This is a genomic window from Leifsonia sp. NPDC058230, assembly GCF_042882245.1.
Taxonomy (GTDB): Bacteria; Actinomycetota; Actinomycetes; order Actinomycetales; family Microbacteriaceae; genus Leifsonia.
This window is the reverse complement of record NZ_JBHVWM010000005.1, coordinates 169,062-193,181: the sequence shown is the minus strand read 5'-3', so window position 1 is coordinate 193,181 and position 24,120 is coordinate 169,062. Positions and strand designations below refer to the sequence as shown.

19 protein-coding genes are annotated in these 24,120 nt (G+C 69.0%); 9 read left to right on the top strand and 10 right to left on the bottom strand.

The features are described 5' to 3' along the window. Nucleotides 1–47 precede the first annotated feature (47 nt). The 3 genes from hutH to hutI all read left to right on the top strand — a co-directional run bounded on the left by hutH (nucleotide 48) and on the right by hutI (nucleotide 4,580). Nucleotides 48–1,613, top strand: coding sequence for a histidine ammonia-lyase (hutH, locus tag ACFVV0_RS16940; protein ID WP_387065657.1), 1,566 nt, complete (start codon nucleotides 48–50; stop codon nucleotides 1,611–1,613). Between the two features lie 91 nt (nucleotides 1,614–1,704). Further along, on the top strand, nucleotides 1,705–3,360 hold the full coding sequence (hutU, locus tag ACFVV0_RS16935; RefSeq protein ID WP_387065654.1) for a urocanate hydratase: 1,656 nt from the start codon (nucleotides 1,705–1,707) through the stop codon (nucleotides 3,358–3,360). A gap of 2 nt (nucleotides 3,361–3,362) precedes the next feature. After that, complete coding sequence (gene hutI, locus ACFVV0_RS16930; protein WP_387065651.1) at nucleotides 3,363–4,580, top strand: imidazolonepropionase; 1,218 nt, start codon at nucleotides 3,363–3,365, stop codon at nucleotides 4,578–4,580. A 140-nt stretch (nucleotides 4,581–4,720) separates the two neighbouring features. On the opposite strand, the gene ACFVV0_RS16925 is transcribed toward hutI, so the two are convergent. Next, nucleotides 4,721–5,656, bottom strand: coding sequence for an arginase family protein (locus ACFVV0_RS16925; protein WP_387065648.1), 936 nt, complete (start codon nucleotides 5,654–5,656; stop codon nucleotides 4,721–4,723). Between the two features lie 95 nt (nucleotides 5,657–5,751). On the opposite strand from ACFVV0_RS16925, the gene ACFVV0_RS16920 reads away from it, so the two are divergent. Then, complete coding sequence (locus ACFVV0_RS16920) at nucleotides 5,752–6,075, top strand: hypothetical protein (RefSeq protein WP_387065645.1); 324 nt, start codon at nucleotides 5,752–5,754, stop codon at nucleotides 6,073–6,075. Nucleotides 6,076–6,155: 80 nt separating this feature from the next. Here the strand turns inward: ACFVV0_RS16920 and ACFVV0_RS16915 are convergent, their stop codons facing one another. The 3 genes from ACFVV0_RS16915 to ACFVV0_RS16905 all read right to left on the bottom strand — a co-directional run bounded on the left by ACFVV0_RS16915 (nucleotide 6,156) and on the right by ACFVV0_RS16905 (nucleotide 12,194). Then, a complete protein-coding gene (locus tag ACFVV0_RS16915) occupies nucleotides 6,156–9,470 on the bottom strand; it encodes an efflux RND transporter permease subunit (protein ID WP_387065642.1) in 3,315 nt (1,104 codons plus the stop codon). 51 nt (nucleotides 9,471–9,521) lie between these two features. Beyond that, nucleotides 9,522–10,508 carry a hypothetical protein gene (locus ACFVV0_RS16910; protein ID WP_387065639.1) on the bottom strand — a complete coding sequence of 329 codons (987 nt, stop codon included), beginning with the start codon at nucleotides 10,506–10,508 and terminating at the stop codon, nucleotides 9,522–9,524. Nucleotides 10,509–10,697: 189 nt separating this feature from the next. Then, nucleotides 10,698–12,194, bottom strand: a complete 1,497-nt coding sequence (locus ACFVV0_RS16905) for a PLP-dependent aminotransferase family protein (RefSeq protein ID WP_387065637.1) — start codon at nucleotides 12,192–12,194, stop codon at nucleotides 10,698–10,700. A gap of 61 nt (nucleotides 12,195–12,255) precedes the next feature. Here ACFVV0_RS16905 and ACFVV0_RS16900 point away from each other — a divergent pair, with 61 nt between their 5' ends. After that, entirely contained in the window at nucleotides 12,256–13,161 is a 906-nt protein-coding gene (locus ACFVV0_RS16900) for a YitT family protein (protein ID WP_387065634.1), read from the top strand. 6 nt (nucleotides 13,162–13,167) lie between these two features. Here the strand turns inward: ACFVV0_RS16900 and ACFVV0_RS16895 are convergent, their stop codons facing one another. The 6 genes from ACFVV0_RS16895 to ACFVV0_RS16870 form a co-directional block, all read right to left on the bottom strand. Then, nucleotides 13,168–13,926 carry a MerR family transcriptional regulator gene (locus ACFVV0_RS16895; protein ID WP_387065632.1) on the bottom strand — a complete coding sequence of 253 codons (759 nt, stop codon included), beginning with the start codon at nucleotides 13,924–13,926 and terminating at the stop codon, nucleotides 13,168–13,170. Between the two features lie 70 nt (nucleotides 13,927–13,996). Next, complete coding sequence (locus ACFVV0_RS16890; protein WP_387066354.1) at nucleotides 13,997–16,183, bottom strand: APC family permease; 2,187 nt, start codon at nucleotides 16,181–16,183, stop codon at nucleotides 13,997–13,999. A gap of 225 nt (nucleotides 16,184–16,408) precedes the next feature. Next, nucleotides 16,409–17,026, bottom strand: a complete 618-nt coding sequence (locus ACFVV0_RS16885; RefSeq protein ID WP_387065630.1) for a helix-turn-helix transcriptional regulator — start codon at nucleotides 17,024–17,026, stop codon at nucleotides 16,409–16,411. Then, the gene (locus ACFVV0_RS16880; protein WP_387065627.1) at nucleotides 17,023–17,871 is read right to left on the bottom strand and encodes a DUF4097 family beta strand repeat-containing protein; all 849 of its coding nucleotides are present in this window, start codon (nucleotides 17,869–17,871) and stop codon (nucleotides 17,023–17,025) included. Before ACFVV0_RS16880 ends, ACFVV0_RS16885 begins: the two co-directional genes overlap by 4 nt. Before the next feature lie 194 nt (nucleotides 17,872–18,065). After that, nucleotides 18,066–18,668 carry an antibiotic biosynthesis monooxygenase gene (locus tag ACFVV0_RS16875; protein WP_387065624.1) on the bottom strand — a complete coding sequence of 201 codons (603 nt, stop codon included), beginning with the start codon at nucleotides 18,666–18,668 and terminating at the stop codon, nucleotides 18,066–18,068. A 36-nt stretch (nucleotides 18,669–18,704) separates the two neighbouring features. Beyond that, entirely contained in the window at nucleotides 18,705–19,754 is a 1,050-nt protein-coding gene (locus ACFVV0_RS16870) for a LacI family DNA-binding transcriptional regulator (RefSeq protein ID WP_387065621.1), read from the bottom strand. Nucleotides 19,755–19,993: 239 nt separating this feature from the next. On the opposite strand from ACFVV0_RS16870, the gene ACFVV0_RS16865 reads away from it, so the two are divergent. From ACFVV0_RS16865 to ACFVV0_RS16850, 4 genes are all read left to right on the top strand, one after another. Continuing rightward, the gene (locus ACFVV0_RS16865) at nucleotides 19,994–21,250 is read left to right on the top strand and encodes an extracellular solute-binding protein (protein WP_387065618.1); all 1,257 of its coding nucleotides are present in this window, start codon (nucleotides 19,994–19,996) and stop codon (nucleotides 21,248–21,250) included. Between the two features lie 13 nt (nucleotides 21,251–21,263). Beyond that, nucleotides 21,264–22,376 (top strand): carbohydrate ABC transporter permease, encoded by a 1,113-nt coding sequence (locus ACFVV0_RS16860; RefSeq protein ID WP_387065615.1) that lies wholly within the window; start codon nucleotides 21,264–21,266, stop codon nucleotides 22,374–22,376. A 113-nt stretch (nucleotides 22,377–22,489) separates the two neighbouring features. Further along, the gene (locus tag ACFVV0_RS16855; protein ID WP_387066352.1) at nucleotides 22,490–23,323 is read left to right on the top strand and encodes a carbohydrate ABC transporter permease; all 834 of its coding nucleotides are present in this window, start codon (nucleotides 22,490–22,492) and stop codon (nucleotides 23,321–23,323) included. Continuing rightward, entirely contained in the window at nucleotides 23,320–24,120 is an 801-nt protein-coding gene (locus ACFVV0_RS16850; RefSeq protein WP_387065612.1) for a Type 1 glutamine amidotransferase-like domain-containing protein, read from the top strand. The genes ACFVV0_RS16855 and ACFVV0_RS16850 overlap by 4 nt, the downstream gene beginning before the upstream one ends.

Here is a 24,120-nt window from a genome sequence, read left to right as displayed (position 1 = left end):
AGTCTACGGGTGCGGCGCAGCGGCGCGGCAGAGTGTGGGATGAGGTCATGCTCCTCACGAAGAACAGCGTGCTCGTCGGCGCACGGCCCCTCACGGTCGCGGATGTGGTCGCCGTCGCCCGCCACGACGCCCCCGTCGTGCTGGACCCGACGTCGCTCGAAGCCGTCCAGGCCTCCCGCGCGATCGTCGAAGCCCTCGCCGACGACATCGAACCGCACTACGGCATCTCGACCGGATTCGGCGCGCTGGCGACCACGTTCATCCCCGCCGACCGCCGCGCTCAGCTGCAGGCGAGTCTCGTACGCTCCCACGCGGCCGGCTCCGGTCCCGAGGTCGAGCGCGAGGTCGTCCGTGCCCTCATGCTGCTCCGCCTGTCCACCCTCATGACCGCGCGCACCGGCGCGCAGCGCGTCACCGTCGAGACCTACGCCGCCATCCTGAACGCCGGGATCACGCCGATCGTCCGCGAGTACGGGTCGCTCGGATGCTCGGGCGACCTCGCCCCCCTCGCCCACTGCGCGCTCGCTGCGATGGGCGAGGGCCAGGTTCGCGTCGGGGCAGCGACCGACGGCCCGGGCACCCTGGCCGAGGCGAGCGACGCGCTCGCTGCTGCCGGCATCCCGCCCGTCGTGCTCGCCGAGAAGGAGGGACTCGCCCTCATCAACGGTACCGACGGGATGCTCGGCATGCTCTCGCTCGCCCTCAGCGACCTCGCCGCCCTGCTCTCTACGGCCGACATCGCCGCCGCCATGAGCGTCGAGGCCCTGCTCGGCACCGACGCCGTCTTCGCCGACGACCTCCAGCGCCTGCGACCGCAGCACGGTCAAGCGCTCTCGGCCGCCAACCTTCGCACCATGCTCGCCGGATCGCCGATCGTCGCGAGCCACAAAGGTCCGGAGTGCACCCGGGTTCAGGATGCGTACTCGCTGCGCTGCGCCCCCCAGGTTCACGGCGCCGCACGTGACACCCTCGCCCACGCGAGTCTCGTGGCCGACCGCGAGCTCGCATCCGCCGTCGACAATCCGGTGCTCACCCTCGACGGCCGCGTCGAGTCGAACGGCAACTTCCACGGAGCCCCCATCGCGTACGTGCTCGACTTCCTGGCGATCGTGGTGGCGGATGTGGCGAGCATGTCCGAGCGCCGCACCGACCGGTTCCTCGACCAGGCTCGCAACCAGGGCCTCACTCCGTTCCTCGCCCACGAGGTCGGCGTCGACTCCGGACTGATGATCGCCCAGTACACGGCCGCGGGCATCGTGTCGGAGCTGAAGAGGCTGGCTGCGCCCGCATCCGTCGACTCCATCCCGTCGTCCGCGATGCAGGAGGACCATGTGTCGATGGGCTGGGCGGCGGCCCGCAAGCTGCGCCGGGCGATCGACGGCCTCGGCCGCGTTCTCGCCATCGAGGTCATGACCGCCGCCCGCGCCGCCGACCTGCGCGCGCCGCTCCTTCCCGGACGCGCGACCGGCGCCGTCATCGCCGAGGTTCGAACGGCGGCCGCCGGTCCGGGCCCCGACCGCTACCTCTCCCCCGAGATCGAAGCCGTCGTCGCGTTGGTACAGTCGGGCCGCATCCTGGCCGCTGCCGAATCCACGACCGGCCCCCTCAACTGACAAACGCAATCGAGTCCAGCCGAAATCCCCTTTCCGAGCCGCGTATGAGGGGACTTCGTCTGTACTCGATGACAGAACCGAAGGAGAGAAGATGCAGGGAGCACGACCGGTCCGCGCCGCGCGCGGAACCGAGCTGACCGCGAAGAGCTGGCAGACCGAGGCGCCGCTCAGGATGCTCATGAACAACCTCGACCCCGAGGTCGCCGAGCGTCCCGACGACCTCGTCGTCTACGGCGGCACCGGCCGCGCCGCCCGCAGCTGGGAGGCCTTCGACGCGATCGTCCGCACCCTGCGCGACCTCGAGGACGACGAGACCCTCCTCGTGCAGTCCGGCAAACCGGTCGGGGTCTTCCGCACCCACGCCTGGGCCCCGCGGGTGCTCATCGCCAACTCGAACCTCGTCGGCGACTGGGCGACGTGGCCCGAGTTCCGCCGCCTCGAGGCGCTCGGACTCACGATGTACGGCCAGATGACGGCCGGCTCCTGGATCTACATCGGCACCCAGGGCATCCTGCAGGGCACGTACGAGACCTTCGCCGCGGTCGCCGCCAAGAGGTTCGGAGGTACCCTCGCCGGCACGGTCACCCTCACCGCGGGCGCGGGCGGGATGGGCGGCGCGCAACCCCTCGCGGTCACGATGAACGAGGGGGCGGTGCTGATCGTGGATGTGGACGAGTCGCGCCTCCAGCGCCGCATCGACCACGGCTACCTCGACGAACTCGCCACCGACATCGACGACGCCGTCGCCCGCGTCCTGTCAGCGCGCGACGAGCGCAGGCCGCTCTCCGTCGGTCTCGTCGGCAACGCCGCCACGGTCTTCCCCGAGCTTCTCGCCCGCGGAGTCCCCATCGACATCGTCACCGACCAGACGAGTGCGCACGACCCGCTGAGCTACCTCCCCGTGGGTGTGACTGTCGACGAGTGGCACGATCTCGCCGCCGCCGATCCTGCATCCTTCACCGACCGCGCCCGCGCATCCATGGCCGCGCACGTCGAAGCGATGGTGGGATTCCAGGATGCGGGGGCAGAGGTCTTCGACTACGGCAACTCCATCCGCGCGGAGGCGAAGCTCGGCGGCTACGGTCGCGCGTTCGACTTCCCCGGCTTCGTGCCCGCGTACATCCGTCCCCTCTTCGCCGAGGGCAAGGGGCCGTTCCGCTGGGCGGCGCTCTCCGGAGACCCCGCCGACATCGCGGCGACCGACCGTGCAATCCTCGAACTGTTCCCCGACGACGAGCACCTGCGCCGCTGGATCACCGCCGCCGGTGAGAAGGTCCACTTCGAGGGGCTGCCCTCCCGCATCTGCTGGCTCGGCTACAAGGAGCGCCACCTCGCCGGCCTCCGCTTCAACGAGATGGTCGCGAGCGGCGAACTCACCGCCCCCGTCGTCATCGGCCGGGACCACCTCGACTCCGGGTCCGTCGCCTCGCCGTATCGCGAGACCGAGGCAATGGCCGACGGCTCGGATGCGATCGCCGACTGGCCCCTCCTCAACGCCATGCTCAACACCGCATCCGGCGCGACCTGGGTGTCGATCCACCACGGCGGCGGCGTCGGGATCGGGCGCAGCATCCACGCCGGACAGGTCGTCGTCGCAGACGGCACCCCGCTCGCGGCCGAGAAGATCGAGCGCGTACTGACGAACGATCCGGGCACGGGTGTCATGCGTCACGTCGACGCCGGCTACGAGCGGGCCGCCGAGGTCGCCCGCGAGCGCGGCCTGCGCATCCCGATGCAGGAGGGCTAGGGATGCTCGCTCCCGCCACGACGCTCTTCACCGGTATCGGCCAGCTGGTCACCAACGACCCCGCGTTCGCCGCCTCCGCCGGAGTCGAGCGTCTCGGCATCGTCGACCATGCGGCGATGCTCGTCGTCGACGGCGTCGTGCAGTGGGCGGGCGCCGCGTCGTCGCTGCCTGTTGCGGATGCGGCCGCGCTGGCCGTCTCGGACGCCGACGTCGTCGACCTCGCGGGCGCCGCGGTGATCCCCGGTTTCGTGGACAGCCACACCCATCTCGTCTTCGGTGGTGACCGCGCGGCCGAGTTCGAGGCGCGTATGTCCGGACAGGCATATAGCGCCGGCGGCATCCGCAGCACCGTCGCGGCGACACGTGCGGCAACGGATGCGGAGCTCACGGCCCGTCTCGACACGTTCGTCGCCGAGTTGCACGCTCAGGGCACCACGACCTTCGAGATCAAGAGCGGCTACGGCCTGACCGTGGACGACGAGGCCCGGCTGCTCGCGATCGCCCGACGCGTCACCGAGGACACGACCTTTCTCGGGGCGCACGTCGTGCCGGCCGAGTTCGCAGCGGATCCGGACGCCTATGTCGACCTCGTCGTCGGCGAGATGCTCGACGCCTGCGCGCCTCACGCCCGCTGGATCGACACGTTCTGCGAGACCGGGGCCTTCACGCCGGAGCAGTCCCGCCGCATCCTCAAGGCCGGCGCGGCCCGGGGCTTGGGTGTGCGGTTGCACGCGAGTCAGCTCGCTCCCGGTGCGGGCATCCGGCTCGCCGTCGACCTCGATGCCGCCAGCGTCGACCACTGCACCTACCTCACCGACGACGACATCGTCGCCCTCGCCGGATCGTCGACCGTCGCCACGCTCCTCCCCGGCGTCGAGTTCTCGACCCGCCAGCCGTATCCGGATGCGCGACGCCTGATCGACGCGGGCGTGACCGTCGCCCTCGCCAGCGACTGCAACCCGGGTTCGTCGTTCACGTCGTCGATGCCGTTCTGCATCGCCGTCGCCGTGCGCGACATGGGGATGACCCCGGCGGAAGCCGTGTGGTCGGCGACGGCCGGCGGCGCCGCGGCCCTCCGCCGCACGGATGTGGGGCACCTCGCGCCGGGCGCTCGGGCAGACTTCGTCGCCCTCCGCGCGCCCGGCTACGTGCACCTCGCGTACCGGCCGGGCGTGCCGCTCGCCGCCGGCGTCTGGCGCGCCGGCGCCCGCCTCGCGTAGCAGGTCGCGTCGCGCGCCCGCGCGGCGCGCCGCGCGCTGACCAGCGCCGAGTCGCGGCACATCGACCTTCCCGGCCCCGGGAACGTCGATTCGCCGCGAGTCGGGAGCGCATCGGGCGCCGGGCGCCGAGCAGAGCGCGCTCAGCGCTGCGCGACCCCGGCGGCCGCCTCGAGCACGCACAGCGCCGTGAGGCGTACCGTGCGTCCATCCGGGGCGTCCGCCGTCGCGTCCACCTCCGCCAGGTCGAGCGATCGCACCGAGGGATGCGCCGCCGCCACCCGGGCAGCGCGCCGCAGCTCCCAGGCCGCGAGGCCCCCGGGCACGGATGCCGGGCATCCGGGCGCCACCGATCGGTCGCACACGTCGACGTCGAGGTCGACGTGGATCGGCCCGCCCGCCGACCCCGCGATGTCCAGGGCCTCCGCCATGACATCGTCGATCGGGCGCCGGTGGAGCTCGTCGCGGTGCACCACCGTGATCCCGTAGCTCGCCGCCCGCCTCGCATACTCCGGCGAGTTGGCGAAGTCGGCGATCCCGATCTGGACGATCCGGCGCCCGTCGAGTCCGGCTTCGACGAGGCGACGCACCGGGGATCCGTTGCTCACTCCGTCGCGGAGGTCGTGGTGCGCGTCGAGGGTGATCAGCCCGGCCGTGGGCAGCTCCTCGCCCCAGGCCCCGAGGGCCGCGGGCACGGTGAGAGCATTGTCGCCTCCGACCGCCACGACGAGGGATGCGCGCGCCACTGCATCCGCCATCGCCGCGATGGCACGCCCCTCACCCTCGGGGTCGTCCGGCTCCTCCACGTCTCCCGCGTCGGTGAGCACCAGGTCGGATAGCGAACGGACGTAGCGTTTCCGCCCCGACCTGTCCGGCGGCGCGAACTCCGCGTAGTACCGCAGCGCCGCCCGCACGGCGGCGGGCGTCGAGCCCGCTCCGCTGGGCGAGAGGGAGGTGCGCCAGGTCGGGATGCCGAGCAGCGTGAGGTCGATCGGCTCGCCCGGTTCGATCGTGTCGGGCGATGGCCAGTCGCCAGCGCGCGGCCAGAGGGGGTCGACGGACAGCGGGCGGGAGCTCATACGCCGACCGTAGCAACGCCGCGCGTCCGCGGGAACAGTTGGCGTGCATCCGTTGTCCGGTATCGCGGACGCCCAACGGGCCCTAGGATCGCGACATGGATGCTGCGCCCGCCTTCGTCGAGATCGCCGCCGAGCTCGAGGGAGCCGGCGCGGTGACTGCGAAGATGTTCGGCCATCCGGCGCTCAAAGTGAACGGCAAGGTGTTCGCGTGCGAGTTCTACGGCGCGATGGCGTTCAAGCTCGGCCGCGAGACGAGCGTGCACGCTGAGTGCATGCTGCTGCCCGGCGCCGTCCTGTTCGATCCGTCGCGCCGAGACAAGCCGTTCCAGGACTGGGTCGAGGTGCCCGCCGCCAGCGAGGACCAGTGGCCGATGCTGGCCCAGGCCGCACTCGACCACGTGGTCAACGCGCGGGCCTGAACCCGGCCTCACCCCGGCCGAATGCGACGGACGCGACGAACGCCCGGTCGATCGACCGGGCGTCCATCACGGTTCCGTGCTTAAGGCCGCGTCCCCACGGGCTCGGGTGCGCTCGGCTCGGGCGAGCCCGGCGCGGGCGCATCCGGCCCTGCAGCCCCTGCCGTCCCGGGTCCGGACGCACCGCCGTCGCCGTTCGCCTTCGTAGCCCGGCGCGCATCCCGTCGCTCCTTCAGTCCTTCGACGAAGTTGTAGAGCGTCGGCAGCACGATCAGCGTGAGCAGTGTCGACGACACCAGGCCGCCGATCACGACGATCGCCAGCGGCTGCGAGATGAACCCGCCGTGGCCGGTCCAGCCGATCGCCATCGGGGTGAGCGCTGCGATCGTGGCCAGCGCCGTCATCAGGATCGGGCGCAGACGACGCGAGGAGCCGTGCGCCACCGCGTCGGAGACGGACATCCCCCGTCGCCGGTACTGGTTCACGAGGTCGATGAGCACGATCGCGTTCGTCACGACGATGCCGATGAGCATCAGCAGACCGATGAGCGACGCGACGCCGAGCGGGATGCCCGAGATCACCTGCAGCGCGATCGCACCGGTGGCCGCGAACGGTACCGAGACGAGCAGCAGCAGTGGCTGCCGCAGCGACCGGAACGTCGCCACCATGACGATGTAGACGATGAGGATGGCCGCCAGCAGTGCGAGCCCAAGCTGCGAGAACGCATCCGACTGGCTCGACGAGACGCCGCCGATCTTGGCGGTCGCGCCCGCAGGGAGGTCCACTGAGTCGAGTGCCTTGGTGACGTCGGCGTTCGCGGTTCCGAGGTTGTCGGTGCCCGGAGTGGCTGTGACCGTCGCGGTGCGCAGACCGCGCTGCGTGGTCACGGTCGACGGGCCGTTCACATCGGTGACGCTCGCCAGACTGTCGAGCCGTACCGGCCCGGCGAGGGTCGGGATCTCCAGGGCGGACAGCGCCGCCACGGTGGTCGGCGGGTTGGGGCTCTGCAGGTAGATCTTCAGAGTCGTGTTGTCGATCGCGACCGATCCGACCGTCGTCGGCTGCACGGCCTGCGAGACGAGACCACCGACGGCGACCTCGCTGAGCCCGGCCTCGGCGGCCTTCGCCCGGTCGACCTTCACGGCGACGTACGGCAGCGAAGCGCTGAGGTTATCGGTGGTCTGCTTGATCGAGCCGAGCTTCTCGATCTCGCCGGCCACAGCATCCGTGGCCTTCTGCAGATCGGCGTTGCTCGTGGCCGTGATGTTGACCTCGATGTCGTTGGAGGCACCGAACCCGCTGGACGATGAGACGGTGATCTCACCCTGGTCCTTGATCTTGGCGAGTTCGTTCTCGACCGTGCTCTTGAGCTTGTCCTGGTCGGCGTCGGGATCGGTGGTCACGGAGTAGGTGATGCCGCCACCGCCACCGGTGAACGCGTCGCGCAGGGCGCTTCCGCTCGAGCCGATCGACAGCTGCACGATCTCGATGCCTTCGGTGTCGAGCAGCACCTGCTCGACCGGCTTCGAGGCTGCGTCCTCGGATTCGAGGCTCGTGCCCGGCGGGAGGGTCTGCGAGATGGTGAGCGTGTTCTGCCCCGACGACCCGAGGAAGTTCGTCTTCATGAGCGGGAACAGGAACACGGTTCCGACGAGCACCAGCACCGCGATCAGCATGGTCGAGACCGAGTGCTTGAGCGTCCAGTGGATGATCGGAAGGTACCCGCGCTGCAGCCTCGACGGATGCTCGAGCTCGTCTTCGCCCGCGGCCACGGCCTCGTCGATCGACAGGTGGGAGGCGTCGGAGACGGCCTCTCCGCCCTCGTGCTTGCGCGCCTTCGGCGGACGCAGGAACCAGTAGGCGAGCACGGGCACGATCGTCAGCGAGACGAGCAGCGACGACAGCAGCGCGATCGTCACGGTCACGGCGAACGGCCGGAACAGCTCACCTGTCACGTCGCCGACGAACGCGAGCGGCAGGAACACCGCGACCGTGGTGATCGTGGATGCGGTGATCGCGCCCGCGACCTCGCGCACGGCCTTGACGATGGTCGATGCCCGATCGACTCCGGCGACGAGTTGTCGTTTGATGTTCTCGATGACGACGATGGAGTCGTCGACCACGCGGCCGATGGCGATCGTGAGCGCGCCGAGCGTGATGATGTTGAGCGTGTATCCGGTGGCCTGCATCACGATGAACGTGATGAGAACGCTGGTCGGGATGGAGATGGCCGTCACCAGGGTGGACCGGATCGACATCAGGAACACCAGGATCACGATCACGGCGAAGAGCAGACCGAGCAGCCCCTCTTCGGTGAGCGAGTTGATCGACTGCGTGATGAACGGTGCCTGGTCGAACACGACGGTGATCTTGGCGCCGTCGCCGATCTTGGTCTGCAGTTCGTCGATGAGGTCGTTGACGCCCTTCGACACCTCGACGGTGTTGGCCGACGGGAGCTTGGTCACGGCGATGGTCAGTGCGGGCTTGCCGTCGACGCGCGAGAGGGAGGTGGTCGGGTCGTCGGTCTCCTGGACGCTCGCCACCTCGCCGATCGTGGGCGTGGGCGCAGGCACGGCGGCCTGGGGAGCGCCCGCGGCGGCACCGGATGCGCCCGCACCCGCGCCTGCACCGGCGCCTGCTCCGGCGCTCGCCGATGCCGACCGGATGAGCGGCAGCGACGCGATGTCGGCGACCGACCCGAGCTGGCTGCCCGACTGCACCGACAGCGTCTTGCCGTCTTCGGTGATCGATCCGCCCGGGACGAGCACGCCGTTCTGCTGCAGCGCATCCTTGATCGACTGCGTGGAGAATCCGGCAGCGGCCAGCTTGGCCGGGTCGGGCACGATCGTGATGCGCTGGCCGATCTCGCCGACCAGTTGAGCGTCATTGACGCCTTGTACGTCTTTGATGTCGGGCAGCGCGAACTTGGTGATCTGCTCGCCGAGGGTCTTCTGGTCGGCACTTCCCGTGACCGCGAGCTGGATGACGGGCAGATCGTCGATGCTGCCGGACACGACCTGCGGGTCGACCCCGTCGGGGAGCGTGGGCTTGATGCGGTTGATCGCCTGGTCGAGCTTCTGCTCGGCCGTCGCCAGGTTGGTGCCGTAGGTGAACATCACGGTGATCAGCGACTGGTTCGTGCTGCTGACGGCCGAGGTGCTCTCGAGGCCCGGCACGCCCTGGATGGCCGTCTCGACCGGTGTGCTCACGTCGTTGTTGACGACCTCGGGCGATGCGCCGGGGTACGAGCTGACGACGGCCACCTGCGGAAACTGGATGCTCGGCACGAGCTCCTGCTTGAGGTTCGTCAGTGCGAGCCCGCCGAACACCGCAGCCACGATCGTGACCAGCGCGATGAGCGCGCGGTTCTTCATACTGAGGACGGCGAGGAAATGCACAGGCGTACCCTTTGCGGATCTGGATGGGAGGGGTGCGACGCCATCGCCGCCTCAGAAGTATCTCAGTGCAGCCTGTGCAAATTCCTCATGCCCAGGTACGACTTCCGGGTGCGGGCTGCGCCCGCCGCAGTGCGCGTCTCCCGGCAGCCAGCCTCTTTCGGCGAGCGACCGGTATACAAGGACCACCAGGCTCTTCTCAGCGTGCAGATGTGCGGAGCCGACCCGGACGACCTTCTCGCCCACGGCCTGCAATCGGGTCGTTCGCACGAGGTCGCGCTGCCACTGGCCCCGGTCGACTCGATGGTGGTCCCCCTCGTATTCGACGATCACCCGCTGGTCGGGAAACCGGAGATCAGGGCGGGCGAGAAACCGTCCGTCCGGGCCGCGCAGGTCGACGTTCACATCGGGTGGCGGCAGACCCGCCTCGGCGAGGATGACCCGGAGGAGTGACTCCTGGGGCGACTCCGACCGCTCGTGCATCAACGCAAGGGCGTGCCGGGCGCGGGCGGCCCCGCGGGAGCCGGGCGAGCATCCGGAAGCCCGGAGCTCGTCGGGCGTCGACCGCCGGGACCTCCAGTGGACGATCGCGTCGCCGAGAGCGACCAGCTCACGAAGGCTCAAGGTGTGACTGAGGTCTGCCCAGGTGCGGGCCGCGGCGGTCATGAGCATCCCGCCGACCCGTGTTAGGTCGCGTGGGCCGAGGAGGCTGCGGTGCGAGTGGACGCCTGCGATACGTGGCGGCCGACCCGGTGGGGCGACCGTCAGATGCAGCTCGTCCCGGATGCGCCACGGGACCGGCAGCCCGTGCATCCGTGCGGCCGTGGTGTGCGAAAGCGCGGCGTCGGGCCGGCGAGCCACGAGCGCCCGGCACCGCAGTGCGAAATCGTCGGCGTCTTCTGCCGTCGCAGGGATGCGCGCACCGCGGAACGGCACCGCGAGGTCCTTTCGCCGCAGGCGCGACGGCTCGACGCCGGCGGCGAGCGCCTCACGAACCGTGAAGGGCCGCTCGGCCAGCTCCCCCGGGAGTTCGGTTTCCATCCGCACACCCTGCCACGCCGGCCCACCTGCCCGCAGAAGTTCTCCACAGCCCCCTCCGTCCCGGTGCCGAGATGCCGGTTTCTACCGTTTCCGGGGTCCGAAAACCGTAGAAACTGGCATCTCACCGGGCTAGGCGGGGTGGGTGGGTGGGTGGAGGGAGGGGCTGGGATGGGATGGGGCAGACGGGGGTCAGACGACGTCGGCCAGGGACGCGGGGTCGGGGTAGGGGATGGGGGCGTGCAGGGAGGTGGACCAGGTGCGGGCGAGGGCGGCGAGAGCGCGCGCGGTCTCGTCCTCGGAGTACGTGATCGGGATGCGGAGGAAGCGTTCGAAGGCGCCGTCCAGTCCGAAGCGCGGCCCCGCAGCGATGAGGAGGTTGTGGCTGCGGGCGCCGAGCGCGAGGGCCGAGCTCACCGGGGCGCCGATGCCGACCCAGGCGGCGAGGCCGCCACGCAGCTCGGGCACGGTCCAATCGGGGAAGTGCGATGCGAGCAGGCGGCGCACGGATTCGCGACCCGCCCTCAGCTGCACGCGCCGCTCCTCGAGGATCTCGCGCATCTGGGGCAGCATCCGGGCCACCACCAGCTGCTCGAGGATCGGCGTGCCGAGGTCGGTGGCCGGCTTGGCCGCGATCAGCTTGCGGATGAGCGGACGCTCCGCACGGATCCAGCCGATCCGAAGCCCGCCCCAGAGGCTCTTGCTCGCCGAGCCGATCAGGATCACGGGCGCGTCGCCGGCCTCGCGCACGCCGTATGCCGCGATCGGCAAACGCTCGCCGACCCGGTCGATGTCGAGCTCGGCGGTGGTCTCGTCGCCGACGACGATCGTGCCCTGCGACGCAGCGGCGGCCAGAATCCGGATGCGCGTCTCAGGCGACATGGATGCACCGGTCGGGTTGTGGAAGTCGGGGATCAGGTACGCGAGCGCCGGGTTCGTCCGACGGATGCTCTCTTCGACGGCCTCCACGTCCCACCCGTCGGAGAGCTCGTCGTCGCCGACAGCGTGCGGCCCGGCACCGGCGGCCGGTGCGGCCGTCACGGTCACCGGCACCAACCGCGCGCCGGCCAGCCGAAGGGATTCGATCGCGTGCGGATACGTCGGCATCTCCACGAGGGCGCGATCGCCGCGGCCGAGGAAGGTGCGCGCGATCAGGGCGATCGCCTGCTGCGCGCCGACTGTCACCAGGATCTGTCCGGCCTCGGTCGGCAGCCCGCGCTCGCGGTAGCGCGCGGCGATGGCCTCGCGCAGGTGCGGCAGTCCGACCGGGTCGTAGCCCGAGTCGGGCAGAAAGTGCGGCAGCTCCTCAGCGGCGGCCCTGGCGGCGGCGGGCAGGGAGGCGGCGGCGGGCAGCGCGGCCTTGGTGAAGTCGAGCATCCCGTCGCCGCCGATCGGGGGCGCCGCGGTGAGCACCGGGCCGGGAAGCCTGGCGAGGCTGCCCGAACCGCGCACGCTGTCGACGAAGCCCGCCTCGCGCAGCTCGCGGTACGCGGCGGTGACCGTGGTGCGGCTGAGCGCGAGGTGCGCGGCGAGGTCGCGCTCGGCCGGCAGGCGCGTGTCGATCGGGATGCGGCCGTCGAGCACGAGCAGACGGATGCGGTCGGCGAGCGCCTGGTAGTGCGCACCGTCGCCGCGCCACTCCCCGAGCAGCGCATCCAGGGATCGGGCGGTCAATTGTGCGTCAGCCATCAGGCCACCTTAACCGAATTGGCATCTTGATGTAAGGCCAATCATGGAATTGGATGGATGAGTGACCACCGGACTGCTCCTCACCCGCCGACTCGTGCAACTGCTCCTCGGGCTCTTCGCCTACGGGATCGCCATCGCGATGATGGTGCAGGCGGGCATCGGGGTCTCCCCCTGGGACGTGCTCGCGCAGGGCCTGTCGATCAAGACCGGATGGGCGTTCGGGCTCATCACCAACATCGTCGGACTCGTCGTGCTGCTGGCGTGGATCCCGCTGCGCCAACGTCCGGGGCTCGGCACCGTGCTCAACGTGCTCCTCATCGGGCCGGCCGCGCAGCTCGGACTCGCGCTCATCCCGCGGCAGACGGAGCTGTGGGCTCAGGTGCTGCTGTTCGTCGGCGGCCTGCTGCTCCTCGCCGTCGCCACCGGTCTCTACATCGGACCCAAGATGGGCCCCGGCCCGCGCGACGGACTCATGACCGGGCTGCACGCCCGCACCGGCTGGCCGATCTGGGCTGTGCGCACCGGCATCGAGGTGACCGTGCTGATCATCGGCTGGATCCTCGGCGGCAACGTCGGAGTCGGCACGCTCGCCTTCGCGCTGCTGATCGGGCCCCTGTGCAGCCTGACGCTCCCCTTCTTCGCGATCCGGCTTCCACAGACCGCTGCAACGGTCGCAGCCGAACGCGAACTCGAGGGCACGGCCGAGCCGGATGCGGGCCTCGAAGCCGAGCAGGATGCCGCGCGTTTCGACGTGCGCGACGGCATCCTGCTCGAGTCCGACTCCGGCGCACGCTCCCGGGCGCACCGCGCGGCCAGCAGCAACGTCCTCCGCGACCACCAGCCCGACGCGCCCGCTCCGGCCGCCGCCGCCGCGGCCCGCGCGGCCGCCGCGCCCCGCGCATCCGGCCGCCCCGCCTTCACCATCGCCACCTACTGGCTCGACGACCGCCTCACCGGCCGCGCCTGACCTCGGCTACAGGTTGCGGTCTGCGTAGACGCGGAGGGCGTCGCGCACGAACGCGGCGCCGGTCTCGCCGCCGTAGTTCGCCGCGAAGCGCGGGTCGGCGACGTACATCTCGCCGAGGCCGGTCAGGTACGCCCTGGTGGGCCCGTTCGCGTCGCTGCCGGGTGTTCCGGGTATGGATGCGAGCCACTCGAAGTGCCGCTGCGCGAGACCCTGGGCCTCGTCCGAGCGCGGGGATGCTCCGCTCGCCGACGCCGCGATCCAGTCGTCAGCGAGCCGCTTCTGCAGCTCCTGCCACTCCTTGCGCTCCGCCGGTGACTTGCTGCGCCACCAGGCGTCGCTCTTCGCGTACGCCTCCTTTCCCCAGCGCTCCTCGACCTCCTCCTTGTAGCGGGTGTGGTCGAATCCGTCGAGCATGTCTTCTGCCATGATCTGTTCACCTCCCTCCATCGCTGTGATCGTCGACTCGACCGACGCGATCTGCCGCGCCAGCCGGGCTCGCTCATCCCGCAGCCAGGCCAGGTGGTTGCGCAGAGCGGGGGCCGCATCCGTCTGGTCCTCCAGCACGTCCGCGATGGCCGGCAGGCCGAGACCGAGGTCGCGGAGGAGAAGGATGCGCTGCAACCGCACGAGGGAGGCCTGGTCGTAGTACCGGTAGCCGTTGCCGCCGATGCGGCTGGGTGCGAGCAGCCCGATGTCGTCGTAGTGACGCAGCGTGCGGCTCGTGGTGCCGGCCAGGCGGGCGATGTCCTGAATCGACCAGTCCATCGTCGTCTCCTCTCTCGCGGGGTGGTGATCCCACGGTAGAGGTTGACGTCACGTCAAGGTCAAGTCCCGCTCAGCGCTTGGCGCGAGCGGGCACCTTCCTCGTGTCCCCCGGCTTCTTCTCCGGAGTGGTGCCCGACGTCGTCGGCGGCACACCCGATCCCGTCGGCAGTGTCGGCGGAACCGCAGGCGTCGGCGACTGGCCGGCCGAGACCGGCGTGCCCGATCCGGTGCCCGCTCGTCCGAGGTGCCCGTGGCTCGCGTGCCCCGTGACCTTCGACGCCGGCTCCAGGGGACGCCGCGCGACGGGACGGATCGGCTCGCCGCGGCGATCCTGACCCGGCAGCGGGCGCGAGCGCCGTCCGTAGATGAGCGACGACGAGTCCAGCAGCCACGGGACGAGCGCGACCGTGACGCCGTGGCAGAGCATGAGCTGTTGCCGGATGCGGTTGGCCCGGTGGTTGTGCAGCAGCGACTCCCACCAGTGGCCCACGATGTACTGCGGGAGGTACACGGTGACGACCTCGGATCCGTGCTCCTCGCGACGATGCTTGAGGTACTTGATCAGCGGGATCCCGAAATCGCGGTACGGCGATTCGATGATCGTGAGCGGCACGTGGATGTTCTGCTCGATCCACTGTTTCTGCAGCCGTTCCGTCGCTTCGTCGTCGATGGAGATGTTCACGGCCTCGATGGATTCGTGCCGGGCGGCGATCGCGTAGTCGAGGGCCTTCAGCGCCGGCTTCTGCATCTTGCCGACGAGCACGATCGCGTGGTCGCCCCGGCTGCCGAACGTGGTGACCGGGTCGACCTCGATCTCCTTCTCCACGTCGCGGTAATACCGGTTCACGCCGAGCATGAGCAGGAAGAGGACCGGCATGAAGATGAACACGAGGTACGCACCGTGGGTGAACTTCGTGATGGTCACGACGATGAGCACGACCGCGGTGAGAAACGCTCCGAAGGCGTTGATGCAGAGGCTCCGGATGATGCTGCCGCGGTCGCCGGGTTTGACGGTCCCCGAGCGCAGCAGCGTGATCCAGTGCCGCACCATGCCCGACTGGCCGAGGGTGAAGGACACGAAGACGCCGATGATGTAGAGCTGGATGAGCTGGGTCAGGTTCGCCTGGTACACGAGAAGCAGGGCCAGTGCAGCGAGCGCCAGCAGGATCATGCCGTTCGAGTACACGAGCCGGTCGCCGCGGGTGTTCAGCGATTTCGGGGCGTACGAGTCACGGGCGAGCACGGAACCGAGCAGGGGGAAGCCGTTGAACGCGGTGTTCGCGGCGAGCAGGAGCACGACGGCGGTCGCGGCCTGCACGACGAAGAAGAGAAGGGAGTTGTTGCCGAAGGTGGCCGCGGCGATCTGGGCGATGAGGCTTCGTTGCGGCGAGGTGGCGCACTCCGCCCAGCCCTGGAGGTCGCAGGGATTCTCCGCGTAGTGCACCTGGCTGATCAGAGCGACCGCGGTGAGGCCCGCGAACAGCACGATCGCGATCCCGCCCATGAGGGCAAGGGTCTTGCGGGCGTTGGCGATCTTCGGGGTGCGGAACGCGGGGACTCCGTTCGCCACTGCTTCGACACCGGTCAGCGCGCTACACCCGCTCGAGAAGGCGCGCAGCAGGAGGAGGATCATCGCGGCCTGCCCGAGACTGGCGGAGTTGACGGTGAAGCCTGCGGATTCGGCGACCGGAGCATCCCCCAACGCCGTGCGGACGAGCGCGGTCACGATCATGATGAAGATCGACGCGATGAACAGGTACGTCGGGATCGCGAACGTCTTGCTCGACTCGCGCACGCCACGCAGGTTGACGGCAGCGATGAGGATGACGAACAGCACGGCGAGCTCGACGCGGAACTGGCCGAGGAAGGGCAACGCCGAGATGATGTTGTCGACCCCGGATGCGACCGAAACGGCCACCGTCAGCACATAGTCCACGAGCAGAGCGGACGCGACGACGAGTCCGGCCTTCTCGCCCAGGTTCTTGTGGGCGACCTCGTAGTCGCCGCCACCCGACGGGTACGCCTTGACCAGCTGGCGGTAAGACATGACCACCGTGACGAGCAGGAGGACGACGCCGGCGGCGACCCACGGCGCGAACGTCAGGAACGCCAAACCACCGAGCAGCAGGATCATCAGGAGTTCCTGCGGGGCGTACGCCACACTCGACAGTGCGTCGGAGGCGAAGATGGGTAGGGCGAGGTGCTTCGGGAGTAGCTGTCCTTCGAGTTTCTCACTCGGAAGCGGGTCGCCGATCAACCACCGCTTCGGGGATCTCCCCTCATTTGTCACGAGGGATGACACTACTACCTGCCAATGCACTGTCAAGTCGGCGCGTCGTACGCCGGAAAACGTTGCGCATCTGTAATAGATAGTCTTCTCGGGCAGTTCGCTGTGCTGGCGGGGGCGCAAACAGCAGCGCGCCCGACCCTGAGAATCGGACGCGCTTTCGCTGTGTATTGCTGTGACCCACTTTTTGGGGCCTCATCTGCGATTCAAGGCCTCCAGCACGGATGCCCGCACGCGCGCGAGCTCCAATTTCAGCATGGGCACGATGTCGTCTGAGAGGCGACCCCGGGCGGCCTCCGAGCGCAGGTCGGTGCGAAGTTGCTGCCGGAAGTCGTTCAGAGCCGCTTCGGCCTCGCGCACGGCGGCGTTCGAGGTCTGCCGCGCATCCCGCACGTCCTGATCGATGTTGATGGTCGGGGCGGCGCGCCTGGTCTCCCTGGCAGCCGACGCGAGGTCCGCGCGCAGGCTCCGCATCGCCTCGTGCACGCCGGCGCGCACTTCGTCGGCGAGACGGCGCACCGAGTCCGTGACCTCATCCTCGATCGCGTCGAGCTCGTGCTCGCGCTCGGCGAGCTCGGCCCGGCCGGCGTCGGTGATGGCGTAGACGGTCTTGCGCCCGTCGGTCGTCTTGGTGACCAGCCCCTCCTCCTCCAGCTTCGCCAGCCGGGGGTAGATGGTGCCGGCGCTCGGGCTGTACGTGCCGCCGAACCGGTCGCTGAGCGCCTGGATCAGCTCGTAGCCGTGCTTGGGCGACTCGTTGAGCAGGCTGAGCAGGTAGAGCCGGAGGCTGCCATGCGCGAAGACGGGGGTCATGCGGATGCTCCGCTCTGCTGCCCCGAGGTCGCATCCGCCGGCGCCGTGCTGCGCAGAACCGCGATGTTGCCCGAGACGGAGTTGACGTTGATGTCGACCCACGAGCCGTTGAGAGAGCCGGCCGTTCCGGTGTGGGTGCGGCCCGGGCTCGAGTTGATGAAAGCGTTGTCGAGCTGCATCTTGCCGGACACAGTGTTCACGCGGTAGCGGGCGCCGAGGGCTTCCGGGATGCGCACGGTCAGGTCGCCCGAGACCGTGTTGCTGGAGATCTCGTCGGGTGTTCCCGTGATGTCCAGCATCACGTCGCCGGAGACGCCGTCGACACTGAATTTGCGGATCGCGCCGGTCGCGGTCACATCGCCCGAGACGCTGTGGGCCGAGATCTTGCCAGTGTGGTCGCGAACGGAGAGCTCTCCGCTCACGCTGTTCACCTCGATGTTCCCGATGAGGCCGTCGACGACGAGGTCGCCGGAGACGGTGCTGAGCTTCGCGTCGGTCTTCAGCCCCGAGACGAGCGCGGTAGCCGAGACGATCCCGAACTTGAGCGCGACCTCGCGCGGGACCAGCACGCTCACGTCGGCCTTGGCGTTGCTGACCATCGACCGGAACACCTCGATGAAGTTGTCCCAGCGCAGCTGCGGGTGGTCGATCTCGAGCTGGTCGCCGTCGACCGTGATCTTGAGGTCACGACCGGCGACGGAGTGGACCTCCACCCGTGCTCCCGGCTCGTCGTGACCGATGATGTCGATCTGGCCGCCGATGAATCCGACCTTGAGCGAGCGGACCAGCTCGACGTCGATGATCCTGCTCTCGCCGGGCTGAATCAGCCACTTGTCCTGTGCCATTGTGGGCTCCTGTTGCCTGTGTGCGGGCGTGCGCTGTGCGCATCCCTCGGTGATTCACGATATATCGCGTTGTTGACAAGGATCACGCTATATCGCGTTTGCCGATCTGGCAAGCCCGGGATGCGGATCCCAGGCATGATTCAGGGTCGCGTCAGGGTTCCCCCCGAGTTCATGCGGCCAAGCGGCGCGGGGAGCTAGGAGCGGGACCGGCGGCGCGGGCGTCGGAGCCAGGGCTGCAGCATCCGGGTGACGAAGGGCAGCAGAACGTACGTCATGATCGGCGTCAGACAGAGGGTCGTGATCAGCACGGTCGCCAGCGGCCAGAGCTGGTGCCAGCCCGGAACGAGGAAGGAGGTCAGCGTGGTGAAGGCCAGCGAGAGCGGGAAGAAGCCCAGCCAGATCGTCACGGCCTGCTTCCACCGTGGGGGCGCGGAGGCGACTCCCGGCTGCGGCTCGTCGAACCAGCCCTCGATGCCCGTGCGGCGCTCGACGCGGGCGACCTCCACCAGCTCACGACCCTCGTAGAGCCATCCGGCGCGGTCGTCGGATGCCTCCCACGCGTCGAGCGTTCGGGCGTCGGCGAAGCGGTAGAGCATGTGCCACTCGTCGGAGTCGTGGCGTGCGCGAACCCAGCCCGACCCGAGGAACCCCTCGTGTTCATTGGCGAGGTTGACACCCGACTGCACCCAGCGAGTCACCTCGGGAAGTCGCGAGTGGTCGACTCGGCGCGTGATGGAAACGGTGACGGGGAGGCGCTGCGCTCGTGGCGCCTGCGCGAGAGTCTCTTGTGGAGGCATGCCTCAATTCTCGCCGATCTTCGTTTCGCAGAGGTTTCAGTGGCCGGCGGCGATCACCGGCGGCCCGTCGCGCACCACCAGGCGCGGTGCGACAAGGCGATGCCGAGGGTCTGTGATCGCCGCTCCCGGGTTCATCCTGCCGCCGTGCGCTCCCGTGAGCAGTTCGAGAACACCCGTCGCCACCTCGTCGAGCGGTTGCTCGACGCTGGAGAAACCGATCGACGCGGCGACCGGGGTGTTGTCGTAGCCGATCACGGGGATGCGGCCGCCGGTCGCCATGAGCGCGCCGAGAGCCAGCGAGTCGCTCGCGCAGACCACCGCATCGATCGTTCCGGCGGCCGCCTCGAGGCGACGCAACGCGTCGGCGCCGGAGTTCACGCCGTCTTCGGCGGAGACGTCGAGGGTCTCGAGCGTGGCGTCGGAGAGGCCGCTCCCGTCGCGCATGGTCTCGAGCCAGCCGCGGCGGCGGTCGTCGCCGGTGCCGGAGCCGGCCGGCCATCCCAGGAACCCGATTCGCCGCGCACCGGTGGCGAGCAGGTGCGTGGTGGCTTCGCGCAGGCCATGCCGTCCGTCGACGTCCACCCAGAGATGCTTCGGGTCGGCCATGTCGTCGATGCCCCAGGGGCGACCGAAGGTCACGAAGGACTGGCCGTGCTCGATCAGCCATTCGGTGCGCGGGTCGCCGTGGAAGGTCGACGTGAGCACGAAAGCGTCGACGTCGGCACCCTCGCTCAAGCGCTGGAACTGCCGGATCTCGTCCTCGGGATCGGCGGCCGTGAACAGCAGCACGCGCAGGTGCATCGCGTCGGCCTGTTCGGTGAGCGCGTGCAGGAACCGATCGAGGATGGAGCCGGAGATGCCGTCGACAGTGCCCGGGTCGAGCCGGATGCCGATCATCGAGCTCTTCTGCGTGCGCAGTCGTCGGGCGGATGCGTGCGGCCGGTATCCGAGTTCGGCTATCGCGGCCTCGACCCGCTCCCGCGTCTCCGGTCGCACGACCGCGGGGGAGTTGAGCACGTTCGAGACGGTCTGCCGCGAGACGCCCGCCGCGACGGCGACGTCTTCGACGGTCGGGTGAACACCCATGTCGCCTCCTCGGTCACTTCGACTTGATCGTTCAAAATACTGCACCGACGATACCGCCGATGGTCACGCTGACAGTTTCCCCAACAGGTTGACACTCCGCGAACAGGGTGGTTATCGTAGGGACGCCTATCGTTTGATCGTTCAAATTGTAGCCTGTATCGATCACTTTGAACGATCAAATACCTTCGCGACAGGCCACCTGGCCCGAGGGGACGGGCACCACCACCAAGGAGAACACGATGCAAAGAAGCAGAAAACGGTGGCTCGCCGCTGCCGCAGTCGCGGCGGCAACAGCCCTCACCCTCAGTGCCTGCGGTTCGGGATTCAGCGGAAGCGGCAGCAGCTCGTCGAGCGGCGCGCTGACCTCGTCGAACAAGCCCCTCACCGTCCTCATCGGCTCGAGCGGTGACGCCGAGACCAAGGCCGTAACCTCGGCGGTCGCCGACTGGTCCAAGACCTCCGGCACGAAGGCGAGCGTCATCCCGGCGACCGATCTCAACCAGCAGCTGTCCCAGGGCTTCGCCGCCAAGAAGCCGGCCGATGTGTTCTACCTCAGCACGGACGCACTCGCGGGCTACGCCTCGAACGGGTCGCTGCTCGCCTACGGCGACATGCTCAAGAACAAGAGCGACTTCTACCCCGCACTCGTCAACTCGTTCACGTTCGACGGCAAGTTCTACTGCGCTCCGAAAGACTTCTCGACCCTCCAGCTCGTGATCAACAACGACCTGTGGAACGCGGCGGGTCTCACCGCGGCCGACTACCCGACCACGTGGGAGCAGCTCGAGGCCGTCGCCAAGAAGCTGACCACCCCGACTGTCGTCGGCCTCAGCACGAACAGTGAGTACGCACGGCTCGGCGCCTTCATGGTGCAGGCCGGTGGCAACCTCATGAACGACGAGAGCACGAAGGCCACCGCGAACAGCGACGCCAACGTGACCGCGCTGACCTTCGTCAAGAAGCTTCTCAACGAGGGTGTCTACAAGTTCGCCAAGGAAGGTCTCGGCGAAGGTGACGGCGGCCAGGCGCTCGGATCGGGCAAAGCCGCGATGACGATCGAAGGCAACTGGGTTCAGGGCGAGCTCTCGAACGACTTCCCGAACGTCAAGTACACGGTCGTTCCGCTTCCCGCCGGCCCGGCCGGCAAGGGAACCCTGCAGTTCTCGAACTGCTGGGGCATCGCCGCCGACAGCCCGAACCAGGCCGCCGCGCTCAAGCTCGTCGAGCAGCTGACCACCCAGGACGACCAGCTGGCCTTCTCGAAGGCGTTCGGCGTCCTGCCGTCGATCAAGTCCGCAGCCGAAGACTGGAAGAGTGCCAACCCGACCCTGGTCCCGTTCCTCGACGGCGCGAATTACGCCAAGGGCGTTCCGACCGCGAAGGGCTCGGCCGATGTCGTCACCGACCTCAACTCGAAGCTGACCTCGCTGTCGACGAGCGATCCGAAGACGATCCTCGATTCCACCCAGAAGAACCTCGAGGCGATCCTCAAGTAGGGGCTGACCACACATGACCACGACCACGAGCCGGCCTCGCCTCTCCGCCAGACGCCGCGCCAGCGGCATCCGTCGCGGCGAGGCCGCCTCGGGCTGGATCTTCACCGCCCCGATGCTGATCCTCCTCGGGCTGTTCCTCGTCATCCCTGTGCTGATGGCGCTCTGGGTGAGCGTCTCCGACTGGAACGGAAACGGCAGCCCGCTGTCGTCGAACGTGCACTTCACGGGAACGACCAACTACCAGGCCCTGCTGACCGGCGGCGGCCTGGCCGAACAGGACTTCGGCACCTCGCTTCGCAACAACGCCTGGTACGTGGTGCTGGTCGTCCCCCTCCAGACCGCCCTCGCGCTGTTCCTCGCGGTGCTCGTCAATCGGCAGATCCTGCGCGGCCGCGGCTTCTTCCGCACCGCGTTCTACTTTCCATCGGTGACCAGCTCGGTCGCGATCACCGTGCTCTGGCTGTTCCTCTTCAACGCGAGCGGTGCGGTGAACGCCGTGCTGGCGTGGTTCGGTGTGAACGGCCCCAACTGGTTCAGCGAGCCGAGCGGCATCATCCATGACCTTCTCGCAGCGTTCGGCATCACGACCGGTCCGCCGGCGCTCACCGACAACACCCTGCTCGGCGTCTCGTACTGGGACTGGCTCGGCGGGCCGTCGGTCGCGATGTCGGCGTTCATCGTGATGGCCATCTTCACCACGAGCGGCACGTTCATGCTCGTCTTCATCGCCGCACTCCAGAACCTGAGCATCGAGGTCTCCGAGGCCGCGATGGTGGACGGGGCCAACGGGTGGCAGCGCTTCTGGCGCGTGACCCTCCCCCAACTGCGCCCGACACTGTTCACGGTGCTCACGCTCGGACTGATCGGCGGCTGGCAGATCTTCGACCAGATCTACACCGGAACGCAGGGCGGCCCGGCGAAGACGACACTGTCGCCGGCCTACCTCTCGTACCAGGCGGCCTTCACGAACCAGCAGTGGGGTCAGGGCGCCGCCATCGCGTTCATCCTGTTCGTCATCATCATCGTCTTCACGCTGTTCCAGCGCTGGGTGCTGCGCGATCGCCCGGTGTCGAAGCGGCGGATGCGGCTTTACCAGGTCGCGCAACCGAAGGAAAGCGGAAAATGAGCATCGCATCGGAGAGGGCGGCGATCGCAAGCGACACCGCGAACCCTCTCGACACGGGAGCTGCAGCCGGGCGACGGCCGCCCACGTCGGGACGCCCAACATCCGGGCGCAGGATGTCGGGCGGTCGCGTCGCAGCGACCTCAGTGCTCTACGCCGTGCTGGCCGTCATCGCGATCATCTACATCTTCCCCTTCCTGATCCAGATCGCCACGTCGTTCAAGACGAACGCCGAAGCCACGTCGACACCGCTGTCGCTCTTCCCGAACACCTGGACGACCGCCGCCTACCAGTCGCTGTTCCAGAACTCCGACTTTCCGACCTGGTTCAAGAACTCCGTCATCGTCACGGTGTTCGTCACCTGCGGCCGCGTGTTCTTCGACTCGCTCGCCGGCTACGCCCTGTCGCGACTGCATTTCCGTGGCCGCAGCGTGATCTTCGCGGGCCTCATCGCGGTCATGGCCGTTCCCGCGGTCGTGCTGCTGATCCCGAAGTTCCTCGTGCTCAACCAGATCTCGCTGTACGACTCGTACGCCGGGATGATCCTCCCGCTGCTGGTGGATGCGGCGGGCGTCTTCATCATGAAGGGCTTCTTCGAGTCGATCCCCGTGAGCATCGAAGAGCAGGCCAGGATCGACGGGGCGGGCACCTTCCGCGTCTTCTGGTCGGTCGTGCTGCCGATGGCCAGGCCCGCGCTGGTGACCATCATCATCCTGTCGTTCCAGGGTTCGTGGAACGAGCTGTCGCACTTCATCGTCTCGGCTCAGAACCCCGCCCTCACAACGCTCACCAAGGGCGTCGCGTCGCTGACGGCCGGCTCGCTCGGGCAGGGCAACCAGTATCCGCTCAAGCTCGCCGCAGCCCTCATCATGACCATCCCCGTCGCCGTGATGTTCTTCGTCTTCCAGCGACGCATCATGAACACCAGCGAAGGCGCGGTGAAGGAGTGACCGCCGCGACACCGACCATCGTCGCGACGTGCGGCGGCCTGAACCCCGGGAGCTGGGCCGACGCGACCTATGGGCCGCTCATCCGGCACGCGGTGACACTCGCCGATGTGAAGGGACGGGCGCCGCGCGTCGCACACGTCAACACTGCCGGCGGCGACCAGCGTTCGGTCGAGGGAGCCGAGCTCGAGGCCGCGCGCGCCGCGGGCGTGGAGGCGAGCCACATCCGGTTCTTCCCCCACCCCAACATCGAGAACCTGCGCGAGCACGTGCTCAGCCGCGACGTGATCTGGGTGAGCGGGGGCAGCCTCGTCAATCTGCTCGCCGTGTGGCGTGCCCACGGACTCGACCTGATCCTGCGCGAAGCGTGGGAGGCGGGCGTGGTGCTCGCAGGCGGGTCCGCCGGTGCTCTGTGCTGGCACGAGGGAGGCACGACCGCTTCGTTCGGACCGCAGATCGAGGCCGTCCCCGACGGGCTCGGTCTCGTGCCCGGCTCGCTCGGCGTGCACTACGACTCCGACCCCCGTCGTCGCATCGCCCACGAGGCGGCCGTCGGATCGGGCGACATTCCTCCCGGCTACGCCCTCGATGAGGGTGTCGGGCTGGTGTACTCCGGCACCCGGCTCGTCGACGTGGTCACGGAGCGCGACGGGCAGCACGCCTGGCGCATCGACGAACTCGATGGCCGCGCGGTCGAGACCCGCATCGAGCCGCGGCTTCTGCCCGGGTTCGATGCGGTCGGACCGGCCGCTCCGACGACATCCCCATCCCATCCCCAACCCACCCTCGAGGAGGCGTGA

Bases quoted from the DNA above. Each gene is read 5' to 3' on its own strand.
- ACFVV0_RS16905 (WP_387065637.1), bottom strand. From the start codon at position 12,194: ATGGCTGACGCACAATTGACCGCCCGATCCCTGGATGCGCTGCTCGGG.
- ACFVV0_RS16925 (WP_387065648.1), bottom strand. From the start codon at position 5,656: ATGAGCTCCCGCCCGCTGTCCGTCGACCCCCTCTGGCCGCGCGCTGGC.
- hutH (WP_387065657.1), top strand. From the start codon at position 48: ATGCTCCTCACGAAGAACAGCGTGCTCGTCGGCGCACGGCCCCTCACG.
- ACFVV0_RS16860 (WP_387065615.1), top strand. From the start codon at position 21,264: ATGACCACGACCACGAGCCGGCCTCGCCTCTCCGCCAGACGCCGCGCC.
- ACFVV0_RS16910 (WP_387065639.1), bottom strand. From the start codon at position 10,508: ATGGAAACCGAACTCCCGGGGGAGCTGGCCGAGCGGCCCTTCACGGTT.
- ACFVV0_RS16920 (WP_387065645.1), top strand. From the start codon at position 5,752: ATGGATGCTGCGCCCGCCTTCGTCGAGATCGCCGCCGAGCTCGAGGGA.
- ACFVV0_RS16865 (WP_387065618.1), top strand. From the start codon at position 19,994: ATGCAAAGAAGCAGAAAACGGTGGCTCGCCGCTGCCGCAGTCGCGGCG.
- ACFVV0_RS16880 (WP_387065627.1), bottom strand. From the start codon at position 17,871: ATGGCACAGGACAAGTGGCTGATTCAGCCCGGCGAGAGCAGGATCATC.
- ACFVV0_RS16870 (WP_387065621.1), bottom strand. From the start codon at position 19,754: ATGGGTGTTCACCCGACCGTCGAAGACGTCGCCGTCGCGGCGGGCGTC.
- ACFVV0_RS16885 (WP_387065630.1), bottom strand. From the start codon at position 17,026: ATGACCCCCGTCTTCGCGCATGGCAGCCTCCGGCTCTACCTGCTCAGC.
- ACFVV0_RS16855 (WP_387066352.1), top strand. From the start codon at position 22,490: ATGTCGGGCGGTCGCGTCGCAGCGACCTCAGTGCTCTACGCCGTGCTG.
- ACFVV0_RS16895 (WP_387065632.1), bottom strand. From the start codon at position 13,926: ATGGACTGGTCGATTCAGGACATCGCCCGCCTGGCCGGCACCACGAGC.
- hutI (WP_387065651.1), top strand. From the start codon at position 3,363: ATGCTCGCTCCCGCCACGACGCTCTTCACCGGTATCGGCCAGCTGGTC.
- ACFVV0_RS16875 (WP_387065624.1), bottom strand. From the start codon at position 18,668: ATGCCTCCACAAGAGACTCTCGCGCAGGCGCCACGAGCGCAGCGCCTC.
- hutU (WP_387065654.1), top strand. From the start codon at position 1,705: ATGCAGGGAGCACGACCGGTCCGCGCCGCGCGCGGAACCGAGCTGACC.